Source organism: Actinoplanes lobatus, assembly GCF_014205215.1.
GTDB classification, from domain to species: Bacteria; Actinomycetota; Actinomycetes; order Mycobacteriales; family Micromonosporaceae; genus Actinoplanes; species Actinoplanes lobatus.
Genome location: NZ_JACHNC010000001.1, coordinates 7,718,725 through 7,738,872, shown reverse-complemented (window position 1 = coordinate 7,738,872; position 20,148 = coordinate 7,718,725). Strand labels below are relative to the sequence as shown.

The following is a 20,148-nucleotide window of genomic DNA, read 5'->3' as shown; positions in this document are numbered from 1 at the left end:
ATCCCGAACGACGCACCCGCGATGAACAACAACGCGAGGCACAACACTGCCTTGATAAACATCCCACTCACCCCGGTTGGCTAGGGTCGGCTGGTGCGCCTGGCCACCTTCAACCTGCTGCACGGCAGATCACTGTCCGACGGCACCGTACACGCCGGCCGGATCCGCACCGCGATCGCCGACCTCGACGCCGACGTCCTGGGACTGCAAGAGGTGGACCGCGCGCAGCCCCGCTCCGGACTGCTCGACCTGACCGCGCTGGCCGCCGACGCCCTGGACGCCACCACCCACCGGTTCGCCGCCGCCGTCGTCGGCACCCCCGGCCAGGCCTGGGAACCCTGGCACTCCGGCGTCGACATCGCCCACCCGCAGTACGGCATCGCGCTGGTGTCGCGGTATCCGGTCGACCGCTGGCAGGTCACCGAACTGCCCGGCGCTCCGGTGCGTTCCCCGGTGTTCGCGCCCGACGGGGGTCTGCTGCTGCTGCGCGACGAACCGCGGGTTCTGCTGGCGGCCGTGGTACAGACACCGTCGGGGCCGATGACGGTGGCGACCACCCATCTGTCGTTCGTGCCCGGCTGGAACGTGCGGCAGTTGCGCCACGCCGTCCGCGCGCTGCGGGCCCTGCCGGCGCCGCGGGTGCTGCTCGGCGACCTGAACATGCCGGCCGTGCCGGTGCGCGCGTTCACCGGCTGGCGGCCGCTGGCCCGCGCCGCGACGTTCCCCAGCCCGGCGCCGAAGACCCAGCTCGATCATGTGCTCGCCGACCCGCGCGGGGTGGCGGCCCTGGGCCGGGTCGTGCAGGTGCGCACCCCGTCGCAGCCGATCTCCGACCATCGCCCGCTCGTCGTGCGCCTCGACCGTCCTTGACCCCATTTTTCGGTACGCGTGACGCCCGTCCCGTTTCTTCACGGCCGTTGCGCCCTGCCACGCGAGCTGATTGCCCACTCCCGCCTGTGCCGCGCCCGCCGGGCTGAGCTCGCCGGTCCAGCCGGTCCCCAGCGCTGTCTCCACCGCGTCGATCAGGCGCTCACCGCCCCGGTGAGCCATGCTGACCTTCGCCTGCTGTGGCCGTTCGGTCGCCCCCGTGGCGACGATCGGCACTGCACGCGGGGTGTCAGGCGACGCCGGGGGCGGGCTGGCCGAAGCCGGGAACGGTGCGGTCCTTGAGCTGGGTCTCCGCGGCGGCCGCACGGCGGCGCAGCCGCTGCACCTCGGTGGCAAGGGCGGCCGCGCCGCCGTCGGTGAGCCGGTAGTAACGGCGAAGACGACCTTCGACCGCCTCCTCACGTTCGACCTCGATCAGGCCCTGCTCGGCAAGCCGGTCCAAAGCCCCGTACAGGGTTCCCGGCCGTAATTTCACCTCGCCCTCGGACAGGGCGATCACGGACTGGACGATGCCGTAACCGTGCAAAGGCTGAGCGGCCAGCGCCGTCAGGATCAGAAACGTCGGCTCCTGCATCAGAGCGCCACCTCCCGCATCGAAGGCCCGGACGGGCGGGAGAGCCGGGACACCAGGACCGTGACGACCGTCAGCGCCAGACCGGCGACGGTGAGCGCCGGGTTGAGCCACAGTGGGCCGGACGGCCAGTACGACGATGTGATCAGCACGTGATGCACGGTCGCTCCCTGGTGGGCGCGGTGGAAGATGTTCGTCAGGTTGTCGGCGATCGACACCACCGGCAGGGTCAGCGCGGCGACGGCGAACACGGTGGTCACCGCGGCCGGGCGGGAACGGCGCTGGGCGACCGTGGTCGCGATCAGCCACCCGGTGAGGGCGCCGGCCAGCAGACCGGCCACGACCAGCGGCCGCATCCATCCGTTGTCGACGGCCGACACGGTGGACCAGACGGTGGAACGGGTGACGTCGGTGACCGCGTGGATGCGCAGGCCGTCGCGTCGCATCAGGAGTTCGTAGCCGCGGTCGGGTGGCGCCACCGGCAGGTTCTGCCAGCCGTCGGCGGCGAGCCGGGCCCGGGCCGGGGCGGCCTGCCAGCCGGACAGGTTGCTGTCGGCCATGACCATCGGGCCGGTGTCGTAGAAACCGCGCAGTGTCCGCACGTACGGCGCCGCGCCGGGTACGCCGGCGGTCAGCCGGTGGACGGCCGTGGCCTGATCGTGGCTGGGCAGCGGGGTGTAGGTCTGGAAGGCCGCCCACGAGCCGGCGGCCGCGCCGAACGCCGCACCGGCGAGCAGGGCCAGGGCGGCGCCCAGCATCGCCAGGGGGCGGCGGGGCAGCCGGAGGCGTTGCCGTAGGCCGGAGGCGATCAGGTGCCAGGAGTCGGCGAGGCGGGGGCGTTGCTGGCCGGGTTCGGCCATCTCGAGCAGGGTGGTGACGATCTCGGCGCCATGGCGGCGCCGGTAGTGGCTCGGGTAGGCGTTCAACAGCCGCCGGTAGTGGTGTTCGAGCGTGGGGGCGGCGCTCGGCCAGTCGGAGGTAGACATGTTCGGCAACTTTCGGTGGGTCGGGCGAGGCTGGGGGTGGTGGCCCGGCTCAGGCGGTGCCGAGGCCGGGGACGATGCCGCGGCGGTCCTTGAGCTGGGTCTCCGCGGCGGCCGCACGGCGGCGCAGCCGCTGCACCTCGGTGGCAAGGGCGGCCGCGCCGCCGTCGGTGAGCCGGTAGTAACGGCGAAGACGACCTTCGACCGCCTCCTCACGTTCGACCTCGATCAGGCCCTGCTCGGCAAGCCGGTCCAAAGCCCCGTACAGGGTTCCCGGCCGTAGCTTCACCTCGCCCTCGGACAGGGCGATCACGGACTGGACGATGCCGTAACCGTGCAAAGGCTGAGCGGCCAGCGCCGTCAGGATCAGAAACGTCGGCTCCTGCATCAGAGCGCCACCTGCCGGGAGATGGTCGTCGCGGGGTGCTGGCCCACCAGCGACAGGGCGAGGGTGATCGCGGCCAGGGCCAGGCCGGTGAACGCACACGCGGTGTTGAGCCAGATCGGCTCGACCGGCCAGAAGTACGACGGCCACAGGACGGTGTGTGCCACGAAACCGTGGCCGGGATGCAGCAGGGTGGCGACCGTGGAGTCGTAGACGGCCCAGACCGGCAGGGTGAGCGCGGCGAAGGTGGCCAGGGCGGCGACCGTGGCCGGGCGGGAACGGCGCTGGGTGACGGCGGCCGCGATCAGCCAGCCGGCGGTGGCGCCGGCCAGCAGGCCGAGGACGGTCAGCGGCCGCAGCCAGCCGTTGTCGAGGGCGGTGGTGCTGGTCAGCACCGCCGTTCGAGTGGCGTCGGAGGATCCGAACACCAGCACGGTGAGGCCGTCGCGGACGGCTTCGAACCGGGCGTGGTTCTGTGGCGGGGGGCCGATTCGCCAGCCGTCGGCGGCGAGCCGGGTCTGGGCCTGCCGGGTGTCCCAGGGGGTGGTGGTGGTGAAGGTCGTGGTGGCGAAGGATTCCGGGCCGGAGATCGGGGCGCCCGAGGTGAGGTTCAGGCTGACCTGGCCGCCGGTGGCGCCGGCGGCGACCTGGTGCAGGGCCAGGGTCTGGGCGGGGCCGGGAAGGTCGGCCAGGGTTTGCGCGGCCGCCCATGAGCCGGCCGCCGCACCGAACGCGCCGCCGGCGAGCAGGGCCAGGACCGCGGCCGCCCAGGCCAGTGGGCGGTGTGGGAGCCGGAAGCGTTGCCGTAGGCCGGAGGCGATCAGATGCCAGGAGTCGGCGAGGCGGGGACGTTGCTGGCCGGGTTCGGCCATCTCCAGCAGGGTGGTGACGATCTCGGCACCGTGGCGGCGCCGGTAGGGGCGTGGGTAGGCGTGCAGCAGACGGCGGTAGACGCGCTCCAGGGTGGGCTCGGCGTGCGGCCAGTCGGAAGCAGACATGCCAACAAACTACGGGCGACGTCATATAACGTCAACCGTAGTATCCGAATCGGGTGAGGATGAGGGGGGATGCATCGGCGGCCGTATTATTCGAAAAGGGTGAGTGGAAAATGTGGTTGCGGCGGGGCGGGAGCGGCGGGCATGGTGGGAGCCGGACCTACCGCCGAGTGAACCGGGAGCGCACCAGCGCGATGTGAGAGACAACCGACCCCCAGATCCCTGTCGGTGCACTCTCCCCTGGAGTAGATCTTGCAACAGTCCGCTCATCTCAAAACCGTCCGGCTGGGCCGCGCCCACGACGGTGACCTGCTCTTCTCCGGCCTCGACCTGGTGCTGCGCCCCGGCGACCGGATCGGGGTCGTCGGACCCAACGGCGCCGGCAAGACCACCCTGCTCCGCGTGCTGGCAGGCGAGCTCACCCCCACCGAAGGGCACCTCGGCCTCGCCACGGGCACGCGCGTCGCGTACGTCCCGCAACGGATGCCGGACCCGGACGGAAGCGTCGGCGCGTTTCTCAGCGGAGGCCTCGGCGAGCTCGCGGACGTCACGGCCAGGCTGCGTGAGCTGGAGAAACGACTGGCCGAAGGCCAGGACGTCCTGGACGAGTTCGCGGCCGTCCAGGAACGCTGGACCGCCCTGGAAGGCTGGAGGGCCGAGACGCGGCTCACCGAGATCCGGCAGCGTCTGGACATCGACCACCTCGACGACGACCTGCCGCTGCGGGCGGTCAGCGGCGGCGAGCAGGCGCGGCTGATGCTGGCCCGGGCCCTGCTCGACGAACCCGACCTGCTGCTGCTCGACGAACCGACGAACCATCTCGACGCCGAGGGCGCGGCCTGGCTGCGGCAGTGGCTGCGCGATTTCGAGGGCGGGGTGCTGGCGGTCAGCCACGACCGGGCGTTCCTGGACGAGGTCGTCACCCGGATCGTCGAGCTGGACGGCATCGACGAGCAGCCGCAGGACTATCCGGGCGGCGGCTACACCGCCTACCGCGCCGAGAAGCAGCGGCGCTGGGAGAAGCTGCTGCTCGACTACGAGGCGCAGGAGAAGGACCGGATCCGCCTGGAAGCCGACATCGAGAAGACCAAGGGGTACGCCCGCGGCGTCGAGAACACCGTCCGTTCCGGGGCCACCGCCCCGCACCTGCGGCGCGTGGCCCGGCTGGTGGCCCGTAAGGCGAAGGTCCGGGAGCGGCGGCTGCGGCGGCAGATGGCGTCGGTGTCGTGGATCGCCCGGCCGCGGACCCGCCCGCCGCTGACGCTCGCCTTCCCCGGCGACGACGGCGACCCGGGCGAGATCGTCCTCAAGGTTCGCGACCTGAACGTCACCCACGGTGACCGGGAGCTGCTGCGCGACGTCGACCTGGACGTCACCCGGGGCGACCGTATCGTGATCACCGGCCGTAACGGGGCGGGCAAGACGACCCTGCTGCGGGCGATCGCGGACCGGCATCCGGAGGTGGCGGTGCTGCCGCAGACCGACGACGGGCTGCGCGACACCACGACGGTGATGGAGTTCTTCCGGGCGCGGGTGCCGGTCTACATCGACGACGCGGAGAAGCTGCTGGCCGGGCACCAGTTCGACGCCGACCAGCGGGACGCGCCGATGCGGGACCTGTCGGCGGGGGAGCTGCGGCGGCTGCTGCTCGCGGTGCTGGTCAACAGCCCGTCGCGGATCCTGCTGCTGGACGAGCCGACCAACTTCCTCGACTTCGCCGCACTCGACGTGGTGGAGGAGGCGCTGCGCCGCTACCGGGGGACGCTGGTGGTGGTCAGCCACGACCGGTATTTCGCCGATGCGATCGGACACACCCGGCACTGGCATGTCGCGGACGGACAGTTGATCGAGAACTGAGACGATGACGGGCATGTCGCTGCAGCCGCACCCGGGCCGGGAACCCGTCATCGGCACGGCCGCGCGTGAGTTCACCGACGCGTGGCTGGCCAACCGGCGGCTGTCGCACCACACCCGGGCGGCGTACCGGCGCGACGTCGACGGCTGGCTCACCTGGTGCGCCGGCCGTGACCTCGACCCACTGCACGCCTCGTTCCTGGACGTCAACGCCTACGCCCGCGAGCTGGAGGCCCGGCCGCTGGCGCCCGCCTCGGTGGCCCGGAAACTGTCCGGCCTGTCCAGCTGGTACGACTTCCTGGTCAAACTGCGGGCGGTGCCGGCGAACCCGGTCGGCGGCGCGGACCGCCCCCAGGTCGACCGGGACCACCCGTCCACGGTCGGGCTCGCCCCGGCCGAGGTCGACGCGCTGCTCGCGGCCGCCGGGCGCGCCGGCCGCCGCACCCACGCGATGATCACCGTGCTGGCCGATCTGGGGTTGCGCGTCGGTGAGCTGGTCGGGCTGAACCTCGACGACCTCGGCCACGAACGCGGCCACCGGACCGTCCGGTTCACCGGCAAGGGCGGCAAGGCCCGCCGCCGGGCGGTCACCCCGGCCGTGGCGGCGGCCCTCGACGACTACCTGGCCGAACGCGGCAGCGCGCCGGGGCCGCTGTTCGTCACCTCGACCGGCTCCCGCGTCGACCGGCACGCCATCTTCCGGCTGGTCCGCAGGCTCGCCGGCGAGGCCGGGATCGCCTCGGCCGACCGGTTGTCGCCGCACTCGCTGCGGCACTCGTTCGCCATCACGGCCCGCGCCGAAGGCGTACCCCTGGAAGACGTGCAGGACGCCATGGGGCACGCCGATCCGCGTACCACCCGCCGCTACGACCGTGACCGTTACAACTTGGACCGTGACCCCGCGTACACGATCGCGGCGGCCCGTGCCCGCCGCAACAGGGGGTGAAACGGCCCCCTATGCTCTGAACCCGGCTACGGAAAGCGGGCGGGTGTTTTGAGCACGGAAATGAGTCTCGTCGAGGCGATCATCCTCGGCGCGGTCGAGGGTGTCACCGAGTTCCTCCCGGTGTCCAGCACAGGGCACCTGACGATCCTGGAGAAGCTGTTCGGCCACACCATCGACGACCCGGACATCACCGCCTTCACGGTGATCATCCAGTCGGGTGCGGTGCTCGCCACCATCCTGTTCCTGCGCAAGGACATCGCCCGGGTGGTGCCCGCCTTCTTCAAGGGCCTGTTCAACAAGTCTCACCGGGAACACATCGACTTCAAGTTCGGCCTGGCGGTGCTGCTCGGCTCCATCCCGATCGTGATCGCGGCGCTGCTGTTCAAGGACGCCATCGAGGGCACCCTGCGCAGCCTGTGGTTCGTCGCCGGGGCGCTGATCCTGTGGTCCGGGGTGATGGCGTTCGCCGACCACGCCGCCACCCAGGTCCGCCATCAGGACGACGTCACATGGAAGGACACGCTGGTCATCGGCACCGTGCAGTGCATGGCGCTGATCCCCGGCATCTCCCGCTCCGGCGCCACCATGTCGGCCGGCCTACTGCGCGACATCGACCGGGTGACCGTGACGAAACTGTCGTTCTTCCTGTCGATCCCGGCGCTGACCGGCGCATCAATCTTGCAGGGCGTCAGCGAGGCCGACCGGATCGCCGCCGGTGTCGGCTGGACCAACACGATCGTCGCGACCGTGGTCAGTTTCGTGGTCGCCTACGCGTCGGTGACGTGGCTGCTCAAGTTCGTGTCCAAGCACTCGTACAGCATCTTCATCTTCTACCGGGTGGCGCTCGGCTCGCTGCTGCTGCTCCTGCTGGCCACCGACACGATCGCCGCCAAATAGCGGCCATGACCACGCCCGGGGAAAAAGCGCTCGCCCACGTGCGGGCGCTTTTTCCGTCCGGCGGGCCGGTGCCGGGCGCGCCGATCACGGTCAACTTCCACCCGGACCGGCCGCTCGCCGACGGCCGCACGGTGATCGAGCACCTCGCCGTGGACGGCGTCTACCGCACCCGGTACGAGACCGGCATCTCCAACGGCGGGCTCGGCGGCGACCGGCCCCGCTGGGAACAGCGCATGTTCGGCGACAGCGGCAGCCGGCCCGTCTACGGGGCGCTCAACCTGGCCGGGCATCCCGACGGGGCGGCGCCACGGTTCGGCAGCTGCCATCTCGAACTGCGCTCGCACTGCCTGCGGCGGGCCACGTTCAGCCTCGGCGACAGCCACACCGAACCGGACATCCTGGGCACGGCGGGCGCGTTCGGCGCCGTCTGGGAGGGGCTTCTCGCGCAGGTCACCCGTACCGGAAACGCTCTGGGAGTGAGCGCGAGCAGCGTAGACGCGTGGGTGGCCGCGCTCGGCGCGCCCCGCACGCGGGCCGGCCGGGCCCTCGACGACTACGTCGAAACGCAGATCCACGATCGTCTCACCCTCAGCGGCGACGTCGCGGCCGTCGTCGCCGACCCCTCATTCCGCGGTACGGCGTACGAAGGGCATCTACGTGCTCTCGGGTTGCCGCTGCGCTGGCACGGCGGATTCCGGCTGCCCGCCGACGAATTGCCGGACGAGTTGCGCGGCCCGCAGACGGTGGCGCTGGGCCGCCGCATCGCCGCCCGCTACGGCGAACAGGTCCTGGACGCGGCCCTGCTCGGGCGGGCGGCCCGCGACGGCGACGATCCGCAGCTGATCAAATATCTGTGGCACATCCTGGTGATCAAGGGGCGGCCAGCCTAGCCACTAGCTTCTCGCCCTCCGGCCACGGGCCGAACCCGGAACTCGAATCCAGATGCCCCACCGGGCCGGCGTCGTGGACCTCGGCGCCCCACTGCCCGGCCAGCTGCTCACCGTAGGCGAACGTGGCGTGCGGATCGTTGCGCGACAGCACCGCGATCGACCGGAACGGCAGCGGCGAGCGCGGCATGTCGTCGCGTTCCGGTGGCGTCACCAGCAGCGCGCCCACCACCGGGCCGGTGTGCTGGGCGGCCCACAACGCCACCGTGAGACAACCCGCCGAATGTGCGATCAGGACCGCCGGAGCGTCGCCGGCCGCGATGGCCGTATGCAGGGCGGCCACCCGGTCGCCGGCCACATAGGGCGGGCCGGGCGGCTCCGGCGCCCAGGTGTGGTCGCGGTGGGCCCGCACCCACTGCCGTGACCAGTGATTCGGAAACGGCACCCCACGGCCGGGCACCAGCAGAAATCGCGTCACCCACGAGAGGGTAACGGCTAACGTCGATGCATGCCCGATGCGATCTTCGCCGATCCGCGGCTCGCCGCCCTGTACGACACGTTCGACGGCGACCGTGACGATCTGGACGCCTACCAACGGATCGTCGCCGAACTCGGCGCGCGCACGATCGTCGACGTGGGCTGCGGCACCGGCTGCCTGGCGTTGCGGCTGGCCGCGGACGGCCGCACGGTCACCGGCGTCGACCCGGCGGCCGCATCGCTCGACATCGCCCGCGGCAAACCCGGCGCGGACCGGGTGACCTGGCTGCCGGCGCTACCGGACCAGCGGTTCGACCTGGCGGTGATGACCGGCAACGTCGCCCAGGTGTTCCTCACCGACCAGCAGTGGCAGGACACACTGACCGGCCTGTACGACGTTCTCGTACCGGGCGGGCACCTGGTGTTCGAGACGCGGCGGCCCGAATACCGGGTGTGGGACGAGTGGGCCCGCGACACCGGCCCGGTCGTGCGGGCGGTGCCCGGCGTCGGCGAGGTACGCCGGCAGCGGCGGCTCACCGGGGTGCGGCTGCCGCTGGTCAGCTTCCGGTACACCTACACGTTCCCCGGCGGGCAGGTGCTCGAGTCGGATTCGACGCTGCGGTTCCGCGACCGCAACGAACTGTGCGACACGCTCACCGGCGCCGGCTTCGAGATCGCCGACGTGCGCCAGGCTCCGGACCGGCCCGCCCGTGAGCGGGTCTTTCTCTGCCGAAAACCCCGGTGATGGTACGGCCGGCGACGCGATCACCTGCCGGGCTTTGTCATCACTTTCAGCGAATATTTAGATGCACAACCTTTTGATAGTGCCCGCCAAGGCTCCTGCCATGATCCACATTGAATCTCTCGGCTCATGGCAAAGACCCGCAAACCCTCGAACAGCAGCCTCACCCGCCGACGGATCCTCGCCGGAGCGTTCGGAGCCGGCGCCATCGCGGCTCTGGCCCGCATCGGCGGTGGCACCTCGTTCGCCGAGGAGACCGGCACCGGCACGACCGAGGCGACCACCACCGCGACCGCCGCCGGTGGCACACTGCCCATCCCCGATCGGCTGGACCCGACCGTCGAGGACGGCGTCTCCGTCTTCACCCTGCAGGCGCAGACCGGCACCAACACCTCACTGGTCAGCGGCGAGACGATCAACACCGCCGGCTACAACGGCACCCTCCTGGGCCCCACCATGCTCGTCAGCGACGGCGAGCCGGTCCGCTTCGATGTGACCAACAGCCTCGGCGAGGCGACCACGGTGCACTGGCACGGCCTGCACATCGCGCCGTCCGCCGACGGCGGGCCGCAGAACCTCATCAAGGACGGCGACACCTGGTCCGCCGCCACGACCATCAACCAGGGCGAGGCCTGCACGCTCTGGTACCACCCGCACGGCCTCGGCACCACCACGGAGCAGGTCGTACTCGGCCTGGCCGGCCTGCTCATCGTCGACGACGGATCGGACGCGAACGCGGCCCTGCCCACCGACTACGGCGCCAACGACGTCCCGCTCATCATGCAATCGACCGCGGTCACCAGCGCCGGCGCCTTCGCCACCACCAACGCCACCTTCACCGCCTCCGCGTCCACCGTGAAGTTCCTGGTCAACGGCATGAGCGCCACCGACGAGACACCGACCCTGGAGGTCGCCTACGGCCGCGTACGCCTACGCCTGTTGAACGCCTCGATCACCGACAGCATCACGCTGGCCCTCACCGACAGCGGCAGCCTCACCCAGGTGGCGAGCGACGCCGGGCTGCTGGCCGAACCGATCTCGATCTCCAGCCTGCGACTCAGCCCCGGGGAACGGGCCGAGATCGTGCTCGACCTGACAGCCGCCGACGACGCCGTCACGTTGCGGGCCACCGTCCGCAACACCACCAACGGCACCCGGTACACCGTTTCGATGCTGACGGTCAGCAGCACCGCGACCGAGGCGGCGGACAACCTTCCCGGCACCCTCAACACGATCAGCGACATCGACGCCACCGACGCGACCACGCGCACTTTCACCCTCAGCAACAGTGGCGCAACGATGCTCATCAACGGGATCGCCGGCACCACCATGGAGATCATGGACGCCAACGCGGTCATGACCACGGTCGGCGCCATCGAGCAGTGGACGATCACCAACAGCAGCACGAACATCTACCACAACTTCCACCTGCACGACGTGCCGTTCCAAGTGGTCTCCATCGGCGGCTCCGCCCCGACCGGCGCGAACACCGGCTGGCGGGACACCATCGAGGTGGCGCCGAGCACCACAGTCGTGATCAAGATGCAGTTCACCGACTACAGCGACAACGAGTACATGTACATGCTGCACTGCCACAACGTCATCCACGAGGACGAGGGCATGATGCTCGGCCTCATGGTCATGTCCTGACCACGAGGGTTCGAGGGGGCTGTCGACGAGAAGTTGAACCCGTCGCGTCATCAGCTCCTCGGCCTGGGCCCGATGTCGGGTGTGTGGCGGGCCCGCAGCCCGCCGTACGCCCGACATCGGCAGGAAGCCAATCCGATGCCGACGACGATCCGGTGGATTGATCGGCGCGTTCCCGGCGGCCACCGCCGCCGGCGACCTCGACGACTGGCCCGAGCGGGTGTCGTATGTGCTCGCACGACCGAGCGGCCGGACGGTGCGAGGATGAGCGGATGGGATTCGATCTCGCGGCAGCGGTCAGGTTCGCGGCTGGAAACGCCCGCAACCTGGACCGGCGGCGGCTGCACCACCTGCTCGGTGACCTGCCCGCACAGGATGTGATGGCAGCGCTGGACGGCTACCGCAACCCCGACGGCGGGTACGGGTGGGCGCTGGAGCCGGACCTGCGGTCGGTGACCAGCCAGCCGGTCGCCGCCATGCACGCCCTGGAGGTGATGGCCGAGGTCCGCGACACCGGGCCAGGGCCGGTCGCGCTGCTGGACTGGCTGATGCGGCACAGCCTCGACGACGGCGGGATGCCGTTCGCGCTGCCGTTCGCCGACGCCACCGGCAGTGCCCCGCACTGGGCCGGCGCCGACCCGGGCGTGTCGTCGTTGCAGATGACCGCGCAGCTGGCGGGGCACGCGCACCGGCTGGCCCGGCACCGGCCGGATGTCGGCGGGCATCCGTGGCTGGCCGCCGCCACCGGCTACTGCCTCGGCGCGATCGAGCGGATCGAGGCGGCGCCGCACGCGTACGAGTTGATGTTCGCGTTGCGGTTCCTCGACGCGGTCGACGCGCCGCAGCTGCTGGAGCGGCTGGCCCGGTTCGTGCGCATGGACGGGCCGACCCCGGTCGAGGGCGGCGCCGACGGTGAGGTGCTGTACCCGTTGGACTTCACCCCGCACCCGGGTACGGCGTCGCGCAAGCTGTTCGATCCGGGTGCGGTGGCCGCCGACCGGGAGCGGCTCGCGGCCGGACAGCAGGCCGACGGCGGCTGGACGGTCACGTTCCCGGCGTACAGTCCGGCGGCCGCCGTCGAGTGGCGCGGCTACGCCACCGTCGCCGCCGTCGCCGTGCTGCGGGACACGCCGCAGTGACGGTGGCCGCTACCCTGGGCGGCGTGACCGTCGTGAAAGGGCCCGACCTGCGTATCGGCTCGCCCGAACGGGAGCTGGCACGCCAGGCGCTGCAGGAGCATCTGGACGCCGAGCGCATCGACGCCGGCGAGTTCGAGCAGCGGCTGCTGGACTGTCAGGCCGCGCGTACCCGTACCGCGCTGGAGCAGGTCTTCGCCGATCTGCCGGACCCGCATCCGCAGTTGACGAAACCGGCCGAGGACGAAGACGACGAGGCCGCCGGTGTGGTGTCCGGGATGGTGGCGCTGATGCTGGGCGTACCCGTGTCGATCGTGATGGGTTTCGTCTACGGCGCCTGGTGGTCGCTGGCCGTCACCGTCGGGATCACCGTGCTGCTGGTCTTCATCGGGCAGACGTGGGGCCGCCGGCAGCGGTAAAGCGGGTGACGGGCGGCCCGCCGATCCGTCATGATCGGCGACCATGACCGGCCTGTACGTCGCGCTCGGCGACTCGATGTCCATCGACGACTACGCGGGCGGCCCCGGCCGGGGCGCGGCGAGCCTGCTGCACCGCAACCAGGACCGTGACTTCGCCGACTGGGCCGGCCGTGACCTGCCCGGCTGGACGCTGCGGCTGCTGGCCCGCGACGGCGCCGTCGTCGCCGACGTCCTGGACCGGCAGCTGCCGCAGCTGACCGAGGCGCCGGATCTGGTGACCGTGACGATGGGCGGCAACGACCTGATGGGCGCCTACGGCGACGACCGTGCGGCCGCCGCCGTCGTGGGCCGGGTCGCCGCACAGGGCGAGGGCGTGCTGTCGCGACTGCGGGCGGTGGCCGGCCCGTCGTGTCCGATCGTGGTCACCACCGTCTATGACCCGAGCGACGGCACCGGCGAGGTCGGCGGATCCGGGCTGCCGCCGTGGCCGGGCGGCCCGCGGTGGGTGGCGGCGCTGAACACGGAGCTGGCCGCGCTGGCGGCCCGGCACTGTGCGCTGCTCGCCGACGTGCACGCCCGGTTCCACGGCCACGGCGTGACGGCCGGTGACGCGGCCTGTTCGCAGGCGCGCCCGGACGGGCGTGACCTGTGGTTCTGCGGGGTGATCGAACCGAACGCGTGGGGCGCCCACGAGATCCGTGCCGCCTGGTGGGAGGCGCTCCAGCGGCGCGGCTGAGGCGCAGCCGCGCTGTCGGATGTCCGTTACACCCGATCGATGCCCTGACGGGGCATCCGCGGAGCCCTATGGTCGGGCACAGATCCACGTCGCAGGGAGGATCCGTGCCTCGACCACGACCGTTTCTGGCCATCTGGACCGTGCTCGCTTTGATACCCGTCACCGTCTGCCGACCCCAGCCGCCCACCCCCGAACCCGGATCCGCGCCGGTTCCCGTCCTGGTCGCGGCGACGACCCGGCACACCACACCCCCGCCCGTCGACTGCCCCCGCCCGCACGGCTCCCGGGTGACCGCGACCGGAACCGCGCTGCGGACCGCCACCCGCGAATATCCGGCCGCCGATCACCCGCACGACGTCGCGTTCTCCGCCGAGACCCTGCGGTCGCTGCCGGACGTGGCCGGTGTCGGTGACCCGATCGACGTGCCCTACGTGCTGAGCCGGGGCGCGTTCGCGGCCGCCGGCGCCGTCGCCCAGGTCACCTTCGAGAACGTCACCAGCCATCTGATCAGCGTCACCGACATCCGCCCGGTCAACATCGTCACCGAATGCGTCCCGCGCGCCGCCCTGATCCCGCTGCACGGCACCGACGCCGAACCCGCGCCGATGATGTTCGACCTGGCCGACGTCGACCCGCTGATGTGGTCCACCGACGAGGGCGGCCGCGCCACCCGCCCGTACTTCGAGGAGTACCCGGGCCTGCTCATCGAGGACGGTGAGAAACAGGACCTGCTGTTCAGCTTCCGCGCCGACACCGGCGCCTACACCTTCGACCTGCTGATCACGTACGAGACCGGGGGCAGGCAGGAACGGACCCTGCTGCGTAACGGCCGTGTCGGCTTCCGGGTCACCACCACCCCGGATCCGGGGCTGGCGTGACCACCGATCTGCGCCCGGCGGGCGCGGCACCGGCCGCAGCAGGCAGCCGATCGCGCCGGCCGGGCGGAACAGTCCTGAAAAGAACGGGACGAGGTTCACCCGTACCAATCAGGTTTGGTCTTCCAAGGCGGCCTTGACCAGCGACAGGGCCGTTTCGGCCGGCACGCCGAGGGCGCGGATCCGCGTTGCGTAGGCCGCGGCCGCCTGCTGGGCCTCGACCGGCGTCGCGCCGGCCCGCGCGGTGATCACCGTGCCGTGCCGGCCCCGCGTCTCGACGAGGCCGGCCTGCTCGAGCTCCCGGTAGGCGCGGGCCACCGTGTTCACCGCCAGCCCCAGGTCCTCGGCGAGCCGGCGGACCGGGGGCAGGCGGGTGCCGGCGGGCAGCACACCGTCGGCGGCGAGCGCGGCGATGTGCAGCCGCACCTGCTCGTACGGTGGTGTGGCCGACGCCGGGTCGATCGTGATGTCCATCAGATCAGCTTGGGCGGGGTGTTGCCGACCGCGAGGATGGCGCGCCGCAGCGGCACGAACGCCAGCAGCACGCCGCCGACCACGAAGAACAGCACCAGGGAGACGATGCCGGTCCGGTAGCTGTTGGTGATCTGGAAGATCAGGCCGAAGAACAGCGGGCCGAGCCAGCTGGTGCCCTTGTCGCTGATCTCGTAGAAGCCGAAGTACTCGCCTTCCTTGCCGGCCGGGATGAGCTGGGAGAACAGGCTTCTCGACAGGGCCTGGCTGCCGCCCATCACCAGGCCGATGCCGGCGCCGAGCAGCATGAACGGCACCGGTTCGCCTTCCGGCAGCCAGTAGGCGGCGACCACCACGAGCAGCCACAGCGCCAGGGCGATCAGGATGGTCTTACGGGCGCCGATTCTCGTGGCCAGCGCGCCGAGCAGCAGGGCGCCGCCGAACGCCAGGAACTGCACGATCAGGATGGTGAGGATCATCGTGGACTGTTCGAGTTTCAGCTCTTCGCTGCCGAACTGGCTGGCCAGCGAGATGACCGTCTGGATGCCGTCGTTGTAGATCAGGTAGGCGCCCAGGAAGAACAGTGTCAGCGGGTAGGCGCGCATGCCCTTGAGGGTGTGGCCGAGCTGCTTGAACCCGTCGGTGAGCACGTTGCCGCGGTCGGTGCCGGTGGTGACCGCGGAGGCGCTGGGGTGCTCACGCAGCCACAGCAGCGGAACGATGGTGAACAGGGCCCACCACACGCCGGCCGACACGATCGACCAGCGGGCCAGGTCGAGGGTGCGCTGCGGGTTGCCGTCCTCCGACAGCGACATCACGGCGATCAGATTGAGCAGCAGCAGGACACCGCCGCCCAGGTAGCCGATGGCCCAGCCGCGGCTGGAGATGCGGTCACGGTCGTCGGGGCCGGACAGCAGCGGCAGGAACGAGTGGTAGACGACGATCGCCGCGCCGAAGGCGATGTTGGCGATGATGAACAGGATCCCGCCGAGCAGATAGCGGTCCCCGGTCACGAACGCCATCGCCACGGTGGCGGCGGCGCCGGTGAACGCGGCCCCGCCCAGCAGCGGCTTCTTGCGCGGGGCGCGGTCGGCGACGGCACCCATGATCGGCAGGATGAACACGGTCAGCAGCACCGACAGCGACACCAGGTAGGGGAAGTAGGAGCCGGTGGCGACCGGGATGCCCAGCGGGTACACCTTCGCGGTGCACTCGTCGGCGTCGATGGCGCAGCCGGCGGCCTGTTCGGTGACGCTGGTCAGGAACGGGCCGAGGAACACCGTGATGACGGTGGTGGAGAACGCCGAGTTCGCCCAGTCGTAGAAATACCAGGCGGTGCGTTCCCGCCTGGGTGCGAGAGTGGTGCTGTGGTTGCCGTCGACGGCCATCTACGTCCGCTCCTGAAAATGGTCGGTGCGCGGACATGATGCCACCCCGGCGCTGTCAACGGGAGATGTGGATCACTGTTCACCTTGCGTCCACCACTGGGCCAGCGCCGCGGTGGCCGGGTCCTCGGAGGAGGCCAGGAACGTCCACGGGTCGGCGCCGGGCGGGATCTCGACCCCAGCGTAGGCGGCGAGCTCGCCCGCGGTGACCGGCTCGACCGGCGGGGTGAAGCCGGACGGGTCCGCCGCGCCGAGGGTGGTGGTGTCCACCCAGGGGAATCCGTCGACGGGTTCGGGCAGCTCACCGATGTCCAGGGTGGGCGGGAAGGCGTCGTCGTCGACCACGTCCACCGCGTCCGGCACGTCGGGCAGGTCCGGCAGGTCGATGTCGGGCAGGTCCGCAAGGTCCGGCGTATCGTCCGGGAGATCCCACTCCACATGGTCGTGGACAAGAGCATCCGGCTCCGGCACATCATCCGGCGTCAGATCCTCGAAATGGTCGTCGAAATCCCAGTGGTCGGTCATCGCGAACCTTCCTCGTCGATCGGGGTGGGGGTCAGGGAACGGGCCCGCAGCAGCGCCTCGTCGGCCTGCCGCAGCCGGGACGCGGCGGCGTCCCGGTCGGCGACGGATGCGGCCCGCCGTTTGGCGCGGCCCGCGGCGTCCTCGGCGGCCGCCGCGTCGATCTCGGCGATCAGTGTGTCCAGCTCGCGCAGCCGCCGTTCGATCGCCTCGTCCAGGGCCACCGACAGCGCGTACTGCAGGTCGGTGAACCGGCCGGCGATCTCGTCGGTGAGCGCGGCCCGGGCCTCGGCCAGCACGTCCCGCAGCCAGGTGTGGGCGTGCCGGCGGTCGGTGTGCACCCGGCGCCGGTAGATGACGTAGCCGCCGGCGGCCAGGCCGAGCCCGATCCCGGCGACCGGCATCAGCAGCCCGCCGGACACGCCGAGCGCGGCCGCACCCAGCGCCGCGCCGCGGCCGGCGATCAGCGCCACCCCGCCCGCGGACAGGGCGATCAGCAGGTTCTCGCCGGAGCCGTCGCGCGGCGGCCCGGCGATCAGGTGGTGGCGCAGGGTGGCGCTGACCCGGGCCGGGTCGAACGCGTCGGCCAGCACCTTCTCGGCCACCTCCCGGTAGGTGTCCTCCAGCCGGGCCGACAGTTGCGCCGCGACCGCCTGCAACTGGGTGTCCAGGTCGTCGGGCAGTGCGGCCAGCGCCTCCCCGCGGGCGCCGTCGATGCGGCGGGCGTAGTCGTGCTGCACCTCGGTCAGCCGGGTCCGCAGCTGCCCGACGACGGCGACCCGGGCGTGCTGGATCTCGGCGTTGAGTTTCAGCGTCCACTGCCGGGACTCGGTGCGTTTGCGGGCGGCCAGCGCGGCCCGCTCGGCGCGGGTGGCGGCCTGGACGGCCGCGTCCGCCGACGCCGCCGTCACCCGTTCCTCGGCGGCGTCACGCAGCCGGGTCAGGTCGCGGTGGGCGGCGCGCAGCACGTTGGCCAGCCGCAGCTGGTGGCCGCGGCCGGCCAGTTCGACCAGCGCGTGCTGCAGGGCCGGCACCCGGGACTCGGCCGCCAGCGCGTCGCGGGTGCCGGCGTCGCCGGCGGTCAGGGCCAGTTCGGCCATCCGCGCCGACACCGGGAACCAGGGTGCGGCCGCGAACCGGGGCGCGTGCGCCTGCAGCAGCGACCGGTTGTCCTCGGCGATGGTCCGCCACTGACCGAACGCGTCGATCTTGGTGAGGGCGAAGACGACCGCGTCGACGCGTTCGGTGGCGGCGGCCAGGAAGTCGAGTTCCGGCTGCGACAGCGGGGCGGACGCGTCGGCGACGAACAGCAAGGCGGTGGCCCGGCGGACCGCGTCCAGGGCGATGGTGGCGTGCACCGGGTCGAGACCGCCCGCGCCGGGGGTGTCCAGCAGCGTCAGGTATTGCAGCATCGGCGCCGGGTGGGTGACCTCGATACGGCGGGCCCGCTGCCTACCGCGCGCCCACTCGTCGAGGGAGTCGATCTCGATCTCCTCGCCGCCGGGCAGCCACGCCCGCGCCGCGAACTCCGTCCCGGGCACGAAACTCAGATAGGCGGCGGTGGTGACCGCGGCGTCGACCGGCGACAGGCCGGGCACCCCGAGCAGCGCGTTCACCAGCGAGCTCTTGCCGCGTTTGGTCTCGCCGACGACCACCACCCCAGGGCGGGTGAGGTGGGCGCGGCGCAGCTCGGCCAGGTCGGCGGCCGCGTCCGGGTCGGCGGTCCGCAGGTAGGACAGGGTGTCACGGACCGCGGTGTCCAACAGGGTGGTCAGGTCGCGCACCGGCGCACCTCCTGGGCGAGCAGCTGGAAGCCACGATGGGCGACCTGGGCGATGCGGGCCTGGGCGGGGCCGGCGCCGTCGACCGCGTACGCCCGCCATCGTCCCGCCGCCGCCACCGCGGCCGTGGCCAGTTCGCCGTCACCGGCCTGCGGCAGCCGCAGGATCCAGCGCGGGTCGTCGGAGGTGGCCAGCCGGATCAGCTCCTGCTCCCAGTCGCCCGGCAGCGTCACCGTGCCGGTGGCGGCCCGCTGGGCGGCGTCGAGCAGCCGCAGCCGGTGGTAGGCCGGGTCGCGCAGCGCGGCTTCCAGGGCGTCGCGGACGGTCTCGGAGTCGCGGCGTTGCAGCCCGTGCCGCGACAGCCGTTCCAGGCGGGTCAGCGCCCACCCGGCCTTGATCGCGTCCGAGCGCCAGCGGAACGTCTGGTCGACCGTCGCCGACAGCCGGGCCAGCCCGGAGGCGGCGGCCAGCCGGCGCACCAGCTCGCCGGTGGACAGTCGCGGGTCGGCGGCCAGCTGGGCGCAGGAGAAGCCGACGCCGTACAGGTCGAGGCGGGTCAGCAGCCGTTCCCGCTGGTCGCGGCCGACGGGTGCGGGCCGGGACCGGAACAGGTCGGCCGAGGTCAGCAGCAGGCTCAGGTCGGCGGCCGGCAACACCGCCAGTTTCGCCAGGGCGTCGCGGTCGGAGCCGGTCAGCCGGCCGGACTCGGCGGTCTCGGCGAGCAGCCCGGCGACCGGGACGACGTCGCCGACCGTGCGGGCGAGCAGCCCGGCCTGCTCGACGGCGAGCGGGCCGGCCACCGGCCACGGGTCCTGCGGGCCGCCGACCAGGGTGTCGACCTTCGCCAGCACACCGATCGCGTTGATCGGGCTGGTCGCCAGCCGGGCCGACGCGGTGTGGAAGGCCTCCAGGGCGCGGACGTCGTCGGCACGGACCGCCTGGGTGAACACGTACACCACGGCCTCGGCGGCGGCGACCTCCCCGGCCGAGTCGTCGTCGATACCGACCGCGGCCTCCGCCCGGGCGCTGCCGGCGGTGTCGGTCGACGACAGGCCGGGTGTGTCCACGACGGTCAGATCCCGCAGCCGGTCGGTGGTGAGGGCCACGTCCACGTACGCGATCCGGGCCGCCGGCACGCCGAGCCGGGCGGGCACCATGCCGTCCTCGTCCAGCGGCAGGCTGTGCCGGGCGCCGTCGCGGGTCACCACGTCGATGCGGTCGGCCGGGCCGTACCGGAAGCGGGTGACCACGCGGGTGCACTCACCGGCGGCGGTGGGGGCGACGCGACGGCCGATGAGCGCGTTGACTAGTGTCGACTTTCCGGCTTTCAGGCGTCCGGCGACCGCCACCCGTAACGGATCGTGAAGACGGTTACTGATCTGCCGTACGTGTTGACCAGCATCGGAGGACACCGTCGTGACGATCTCGTTACAGAGCGTCGCGATGCCGGTGGTGAGTGGCCCGGTCACTTCGACTCGTCAGCGCAGCACACCGTCGGCGACAATGTGCGTATCGCGGATGTCGTCGGCACGAAGGGACCCTTCGATAGCG

At 71.8% G+C, this 20,148-nt stretch carries 21 protein-coding genes; 11 read left to right on the top strand and 10 right to left on the bottom strand.

The window, feature by feature from the left end; translation table 11 throughout:
* The first annotated feature begins 93 nt into the window (after positions 1-93).
* A complete protein-coding gene (locus tag BJ964_RS35515; protein ID WP_188124725.1) occupies positions 94-870 on the top strand; it encodes an endonuclease/exonuclease/phosphatase family protein in 777 nt (258 codons plus the stop codon).
* 247 nt (positions 871-1,117) lie between these two features.
* Here the strand turns inward: BJ964_RS35515 and BJ964_RS35510 are convergent, their stop codons facing one another.
* Genes BJ964_RS35510 through BJ964_RS35495 form a run of 4 tightly spaced genes read right to left on the bottom strand, consistent with a single transcriptional unit; the run spans position 1,118 to position 3,825 of the window.
* Entirely contained in the window at positions 1,118-1,462 is a 345-nt protein-coding gene (locus tag BJ964_RS35510) for a PadR family transcriptional regulator (RefSeq protein ID WP_188124724.1), read from the bottom strand.
* On the bottom strand, positions 1,462-2,445 hold the full coding sequence (locus BJ964_RS35505; protein WP_188124723.1) for a hypothetical protein: 984 nt from the start codon (positions 2,443-2,445) through the stop codon (positions 1,462-1,464). The genes BJ964_RS35510 and BJ964_RS35505 overlap by 1 nt, the downstream gene beginning before the upstream one ends.
* A gap of 49 nt (positions 2,446-2,494) precedes the next feature.
* On the bottom strand, positions 2,495-2,830 hold the full coding sequence (locus tag BJ964_RS35500) for a PadR family transcriptional regulator (protein ID WP_188124722.1): 336 nt from the start codon (positions 2,828-2,830) through the stop codon (positions 2,495-2,497).
* The gene (locus tag BJ964_RS35495; RefSeq protein WP_188124721.1) at positions 2,830-3,825 is read right to left on the bottom strand and encodes a hypothetical protein; all 996 of its coding nucleotides are present in this window, start codon (positions 3,823-3,825) and stop codon (positions 2,830-2,832) included. The genes BJ964_RS35500 and BJ964_RS35495 overlap by 1 nt, the downstream gene beginning before the upstream one ends.
* Before the next feature lie 249 nt (positions 3,826-4,074).
* On the opposite strand from BJ964_RS35495, the gene BJ964_RS35490 reads away from it, so the two are divergent.
* Genes BJ964_RS35490 through BJ964_RS35475 form a run of 4 tightly spaced genes read left to right on the top strand, consistent with a single transcriptional unit; the run spans position 4,075 to position 8,409 of the window.
* Complete coding sequence (locus BJ964_RS35490) at positions 4,075-5,679, top strand: ABC-F family ATP-binding cassette domain-containing protein (RefSeq protein WP_223149666.1); 1,605 nt, start codon at positions 4,075-4,077, stop codon at positions 5,677-5,679.
* Positions 5,680-5,683: 4 nt separating this feature from the next.
* Complete coding sequence (locus BJ964_RS35485; protein WP_188124720.1) at positions 5,684-6,622, top strand: tyrosine-type recombinase/integrase; 939 nt, start codon at positions 5,684-5,686, stop codon at positions 6,620-6,622.
* A gap of 60 nt (positions 6,623-6,682) precedes the next feature.
* Positions 6,683-7,519, top strand: a complete 837-nt coding sequence (locus tag BJ964_RS35480; RefSeq protein WP_188124719.1) for an undecaprenyl-diphosphate phosphatase — start codon at positions 6,683-6,685, stop codon at positions 7,517-7,519.
* Between the two features lie 5 nt (positions 7,520-7,524).
* The gene (locus BJ964_RS35475) at positions 7,525-8,409 is read left to right on the top strand and encodes a DUF3626 domain-containing protein (protein WP_188124718.1); all 885 of its coding nucleotides are present in this window, start codon (positions 7,525-7,527) and stop codon (positions 8,407-8,409) included.
* On the opposite strand, the gene BJ964_RS35470 is transcribed toward BJ964_RS35475, so the two are convergent.
* The gene (locus tag BJ964_RS35470; RefSeq protein ID WP_188124717.1) at positions 8,390-8,884 is read right to left on the bottom strand and encodes an RBBP9/YdeN family alpha/beta hydrolase; all 495 of its coding nucleotides are present in this window, start codon (positions 8,882-8,884) and stop codon (positions 8,390-8,392) included. The genes BJ964_RS35475 and BJ964_RS35470 overlap by 20 nt on opposite strands.
* A gap of 30 nt (positions 8,885-8,914) precedes the next feature.
* Between BJ964_RS35470 and BJ964_RS35465 the strand changes: the two genes are divergently transcribed.
* From BJ964_RS35465 to BJ964_RS35440, 6 genes are all read left to right on the top strand, one after another.
* Positions 8,915-9,628, top strand: coding sequence for a class I SAM-dependent methyltransferase (locus BJ964_RS35465; protein WP_188124716.1), 714 nt, complete (start codon positions 8,915-8,917; stop codon positions 9,626-9,628).
* A 126-nt stretch (positions 9,629-9,754) separates the two neighbouring features.
* Positions 9,755-11,275 carry a multicopper oxidase family protein gene (locus BJ964_RS35460; protein ID WP_188124715.1) on the top strand — a complete coding sequence of 507 codons (1,521 nt, stop codon included), beginning with the start codon at positions 9,755-9,757 and terminating at the stop codon, positions 11,273-11,275.
* A 269-nt stretch (positions 11,276-11,544) separates the two neighbouring features.
* Positions 11,545-12,411 (top strand): hypothetical protein, encoded by an 867-nt coding sequence (locus BJ964_RS35455; protein ID WP_188124714.1) that lies wholly within the window; start codon positions 11,545-11,547, stop codon positions 12,409-12,411.
* A gap of 23 nt (positions 12,412-12,434) precedes the next feature.
* A complete protein-coding gene (locus BJ964_RS35450) occupies positions 12,435-12,827 on the top strand; it encodes a DUF1707 SHOCT-like domain-containing protein (protein ID WP_188124713.1) in 393 nt (130 codons plus the stop codon).
* Positions 12,828-12,870: 43 nt separating this feature from the next.
* Positions 12,871-13,563: an SGNH/GDSL hydrolase family protein gene (locus BJ964_RS35445; RefSeq protein ID WP_188124712.1), complete on the top strand. Its 693-nt coding sequence runs from the start codon at positions 12,871-12,873 to the stop codon at positions 13,561-13,563.
* 104 nt (positions 13,564-13,667) lie between these two features.
* A complete protein-coding gene (locus BJ964_RS35440) occupies positions 13,668-14,441 on the top strand; it encodes a hypothetical protein (protein WP_188124711.1) in 774 nt (257 codons plus the stop codon).
* Positions 14,442-14,549: 108 nt separating this feature from the next.
* Here BJ964_RS35440 and BJ964_RS35435 read toward each other — a convergent pair whose 3' ends face one another.
* From BJ964_RS35435 to BJ964_RS35415, 5 genes are all read right to left on the bottom strand, one after another.
* Complete coding sequence (locus BJ964_RS35435; protein WP_188124710.1) at positions 14,550-14,912, bottom strand: GntR family transcriptional regulator; 363 nt, start codon at positions 14,910-14,912, stop codon at positions 14,550-14,552.
* Positions 14,912-16,297, bottom strand: coding sequence for an MFS transporter (locus BJ964_RS35430; protein ID WP_188124709.1), 1,386 nt, complete (start codon positions 16,295-16,297; stop codon positions 14,912-14,914). The genes BJ964_RS35435 and BJ964_RS35430 overlap by 1 nt, the downstream gene beginning before the upstream one ends.
* A gap of 72 nt (positions 16,298-16,369) precedes the next feature.
* Positions 16,370-16,819: a hypothetical protein gene (locus tag BJ964_RS35425; protein ID WP_188124708.1), complete on the bottom strand. Its 450-nt coding sequence runs from the start codon at positions 16,817-16,819 to the stop codon at positions 16,370-16,372.
* The gene (locus tag BJ964_RS35420; RefSeq protein WP_188124707.1) at positions 16,816-18,600 is read right to left on the bottom strand and encodes a dynamin family protein; all 1,785 of its coding nucleotides are present in this window, start codon (positions 18,598-18,600) and stop codon (positions 16,816-16,818) included. The genes BJ964_RS35425 and BJ964_RS35420 overlap by 4 nt, the downstream gene beginning before the upstream one ends.
* A complete protein-coding gene (locus BJ964_RS35415; RefSeq protein ID WP_188124706.1) occupies positions 18,588-20,066 on the bottom strand; it encodes a dynamin family protein in 1,479 nt (492 codons plus the stop codon). The genes BJ964_RS35420 and BJ964_RS35415 overlap by 13 nt, the downstream gene beginning before the upstream one ends.
* Positions 20,067-20,148: the final 82 nt, after the last annotated feature.